The sequence below is a fragment of the Planktothrix sp. FACHB-1355 genome, assembly GCF_014748295.1.
GTDB lineage: Bacteria > Cyanobacteriota > Cyanobacteriia > Cyanobacteriales > Aerosakkonemataceae > Aerosakkonema > Aerosakkonema funiforme_A.
The window spans coordinates 1-4,169 of record NZ_JACJUP010000593.1 but is presented as its reverse complement, the minus strand read 5'-3'; the positions used below and the strand labels follow the sequence as shown (position 1 = coordinate 4,169).

Annotated in this window: 4 protein-coding genes; 1 reads left to right on the top strand and 3 read right to left on the bottom strand. The window is 44.3% G+C overall.

Translation table 11 applies throughout. From position 1 onward, the window contains the following. Nucleotides 1-369: CBS domain-containing protein (locus tag H6S82_RS21305; RefSeq protein WP_191056667.1), on the bottom strand; the 369-nt coding region annotated here is incomplete at its 3' end. Nucleotides 370-1,115: 746 nt separating this feature from the next. Here H6S82_RS21305 and H6S82_RS21300 point away from each other — a divergent pair. Next, on the top strand, nt 1,116-1,538 hold the full coding sequence (locus H6S82_RS21300) for a DUF4278 domain-containing protein (RefSeq protein ID WP_190462642.1): 423 nt from the start codon (nt 1,116-1,118) through the stop codon (nt 1,536-1,538). Between the two features lie 14 nt (nt 1,539-1,552). On the opposite strand, the gene H6S82_RS21295 is transcribed toward H6S82_RS21300, so the two are convergent. Together H6S82_RS21295 and gcvP are read right to left on the bottom strand one after the other, a co-directional pair. After that, entirely contained in the window at nt 1,553-1,702 is a 150-nt protein-coding gene (locus H6S82_RS21295) for a hypothetical protein (protein ID WP_190462640.1), read from the bottom strand. Between the two features lie 78 nt (nt 1,703-1,780). Next, nucleotides 1,781-4,169, bottom strand: a 2,389-nt coding sequence (gcvP, locus tag H6S82_RS21290; RefSeq protein WP_191056666.1) for an aminomethyl-transferring glycine dehydrogenase, incomplete at its 5' end; no start/stop codon positions are given.

Below are 4,169 nucleotides of genomic sequence, written 5' to 3'. Positions count from 1 at the left end.
CACAGGTAAATGCCTAATCTTATGTTGGTGCATTACCTGAATTAATAATAATGGATTTTCCAGATCTGCGACTTTACAAGTGAGCGGATGTTGAGTCATCACTTGTGCAACAGTGAGGTTTTCCAATTGCCTCTTTTGTGCAATCAGCCTCACAATATCGCGTGCAGTTATAATGCCAATTAATCGCTCATTATCTTCGACAATTACTATACAACTGTTGCCAGAGTAAATCGGAGTATTTAAATTAGTCGAATTATCTGATGTAGCAAAGCGATGATTAATTTGACTGAGTTGGACGATCGCTTCGAGCAGCAGAGTTTCCCCATAAACCTTAACAAACTGCTGGTTGGCATCAATGAGCGATCTCACGGATGAGGATTGCGAGCTGCTAACCATAAACTCAGATAATGAGCGACTTTATTATATTATCACTATTTTTCAGGTATTTGGGAACTTTTTTGTGACAAGCAAAGTATAGCTGTAATCTTGATTTACATAAAAGATTTAACTAAGCTATGTATAATTTGATAATTAATTTTTTATTAATTTATATCAAAACTGAAAAATCACGAACTATTAATTATTAAAAAAAAAATTCAAATGCGGAAATTCAACGGAGGGATTTTATAGGTTATTCCGCAACTGTTAGCGTACTGCTAAGTAAGTGGGTGTAAATAAACCAAAGATAATTTGTAGTGGGGTGGGCACTGCCCACCATTACCTCATATCAAGGGTTAGAGCCATTTTGGTGGGCACTGCCCACCCTACCTTTAATTCTGCCTACTTTGGGAGCGCGGGAGAGCGAGAGAAATTTTATATAATATTTCTCTCACTCCCCCTCCTCTCTCCCTTTAGGGAGATTTCCTGCGATCGCCCGCTTTTGCCACCCCTGGCACCTATCTCAAGCTGGATGTACTTTGTCATCATCCTTTGACTTTTGAGCAATTTTCTAGAAAACGGTAACATAAAATACAGAAATTTACAAAACTTTTCCTAATTTGTGTCGGGGATCACACCAAATTGAGCTTACAGAGCGTTACTCTAATAAACAGTGATTCACAAAGGAGTCACATTATTTAACCCCGTTTCACATAACTCTTTAGGAGGCCGACTATATGCAACTCAGTTATCGCGGTGCCATCTACCAAAACGATCTACCTACCGTCGAAATGACTGAAGGCGAAATTGGCGGCAAATACCGGGGTCAAGCTTGGAACTACCGCTATGCCAGACATATTCCCGTACCGCAACCAACGCCTCAGTCTCAGTTAAAGTATCGCGGCGCTAGCTACTGTAAAGATCCTCGCGCAAACGCAGAAGCTTGCTTTGCCGCACCATCAGCAGAAGAAACTCCTGCTAGAGTTGTGCCAAGTTGTGGTAGAGGCCACAAAGTTATAGATGACTTGGAAGAAATTCACCTCGCTAATATTCGTCGTCGTCTAGAGTATCGCCTGGAAGTTGCGAAAAACCGGGGCGATCGCGATCTGCTACGGATGCTGGAAGCAGAATGTCATCAGCTAGTCGGAAATTGTGGCTAGTTTTTTAGATCGAATTAAATAAGTTTCCCCATAAAAATGATGGGGTCTGAGGGATGAAAAGCGATCGACTTGTGCGATCGCTTTTTTGTTGCATTCGCCCTAACAAGTGAGCTATTCGCTACTAACTGTCTCTGGGAGAGTGCGATCGCATAAAACATCATCATAATCAAGTAAAGTGCGCGATATCGTCCCTTTTCTTAGCCCCCTCCCCGTCTACGGAGAGGGGGTTTGGGGGTAGGGTCTTACGAATACGCCTCCATCGGCAAACAAGCACAGACAAAATTGCGATCGCCAAACGCATTATCGATCCGTCCCACCACCGGCCAGAATTTATGTTCGCGAGTCCAAGGTGCGGGGTAAGCAGCTTGGGTGCGAGAATAAGGATGATTCCATTCGTCAGCAATCAAAACTTCTGCCGTGTGGGGTGCATTTTTCAGGACGTTATCGTGAGAATCTGCCTTCCCGCTTTCGATTTCCGCAACTTCCTGGCGAATACTAATCATCGCATCGCAAAAACGATCCAGTTCTTCCTTAGATTCGCTTTCCGTCGGTTCCACCATCACCGTACCCGCCACAGGCCAAGATACAGTAGGAGCATGGAAACCGTAATCCATCAAACGTTTGGCGATATCTTCTACTTCGATACTGGCGGATTTTTTGAGCGATCGCAAATCCAAAATGCACTCGTGCGCCACAAAACCAGCTTCTCCTTTATACAAAACTGGATAGTAAGATTCCAAGCGACGCGCAATATAATTAGCATTCAGAATTGCCACCTTAGTTGCTTCCGTCAAACCATCGCCACCCATCATCGCAATATACATCCAAGAAATCACCAGGATGCTGGCGCTACCCCAAGGCGCAGCAGAAACAGCACCGATCGATTTTGGATTTTGGATTTTGGATTTTGGATTTTCATCTCGAATTTGGACAACAGAATGACCGGGTAAGAAAGGTACTAAATGCTGGGCAACACCGATCGGCCCCATTCCTGGCCCACCGCCACCGTGAGGAATGCAGAAAGTTTTGTGCAAATTCAAATGACAAACATCCGCGCCAATATCACCCGGACTGCACAATCCCACTTGGGCGTTCATATTCGCCCCATCCATATAAACTTGTCCGCCGTTGGCGTGAACGATCGCACAGATTTCCTTAATTTCTGACTCAAAAACGCCATGAGTTGATGGATATGTCACCATCAAAGCAGCTAGTTCTTTGCTATATTTTTCGGCTTTATTTTTGAGGTCATTTACATCAATATTTCCCTGTTTGTCGCAAACAACGGCAACGACTTTAAAACCGCACATTACCGCACTAGCCGGATTTGTTCCGTGCGCCGATTCGGGAATCAAACAAATATGGCGATGACTTTCGCCCCGACTTTCGTGATACTCACGAATTACCAGCAAACCTGCATATTCGCCTTGCGATCCTGCATTCGGTTGCAGAGAAATTCCGGCAAATCCAGTAATTTCAGCTAACCATGCTTCCAGTTGTTGGAACAAAACTTGATAACCTCGCGTTTGCGATGATGGTGCAAACGGATGAATATTGCCAAATTCCGGCCAAGTTACTGGGATCATTTCCGCTGTTGCGTTCAGCTTCATCGTGCAAGAACCCAAAGGAATCATCGATGTAGTTAGCGATAAATCTTTGGATTCCAATCGATGCAAATAACGCAGAAGTTCGGTTTCGGAGTGGTAACTGTTGAATACAGGATGAGTGAGATAGTTGCTAGTGCGGACAAGGGAAGTGTGAACTTTAAGCTCAGAATGGTAAAAAGTTGAAAACGTAAATGGCAGTTGTTGCGTACCTGCAAAAATCTGCCAGATATCGATTATGTCTTCGACTGTAGTGGTTTCGTCTAGGGAAATTCCTACAGTATGTTCATCCAATACACGCAAGTTAATGCGCCTGTTTTTTGCAGCTTCTAGAATTTCTTCTAATCCCCGTTCTCCCAATTCCACCCGTAGGGTATCAAAGAACTGTTTTGAAGCAATTCCGTATCCTAATTCCTTCAGCCCTTCAGCCAGAATTACTGTGAGCTTGTGAATATTTTCAGCAATTTTTTTAATTCCTGCCGACCCGTGATAAACTGCATACATAGAAGCGATGACAGCCAGCAAAACTTGAGCGGTACAGATATTGCTAGTTGCTTTTTCCCGGCGGATATGCTGTTCGCGGGTTTGCAAAGCCAAACGCAATGCTGGGTTGCCGTTAGCATCTTTGGAAACGCCAACAATTCGCCCCGGAACTTGTCGTTTGTACTCTTCTTTTGTAGCGAAATAAGCTGCGTGGGGGCCACCAAATCCCAGCGGAACTCCAAAACGTTGGGTGCTACCAACGGCGATATCTGCGCCAAATTCTCCGGGTGGTTTTAGGAGAGTCAAACTCAAGATATCTGCGGCTACAGTTACTAATGCACCGGCGGCATGAGCTTTTTCTATAAAAGCACTATAATCGTAGATTGTGCCATCGCTGGCAGGGTATTGCAAAATTGCGCCAAAAATTGCTCGATCGAACGCAAATGTTTGATGCTCTCCGATAATAATCTCAATGTCTAGGGGTTTGGCGCGGGTTTGCAAAACTTCAATGGTTTGAGGATGGCAAAGATCGGAAGAGCACACG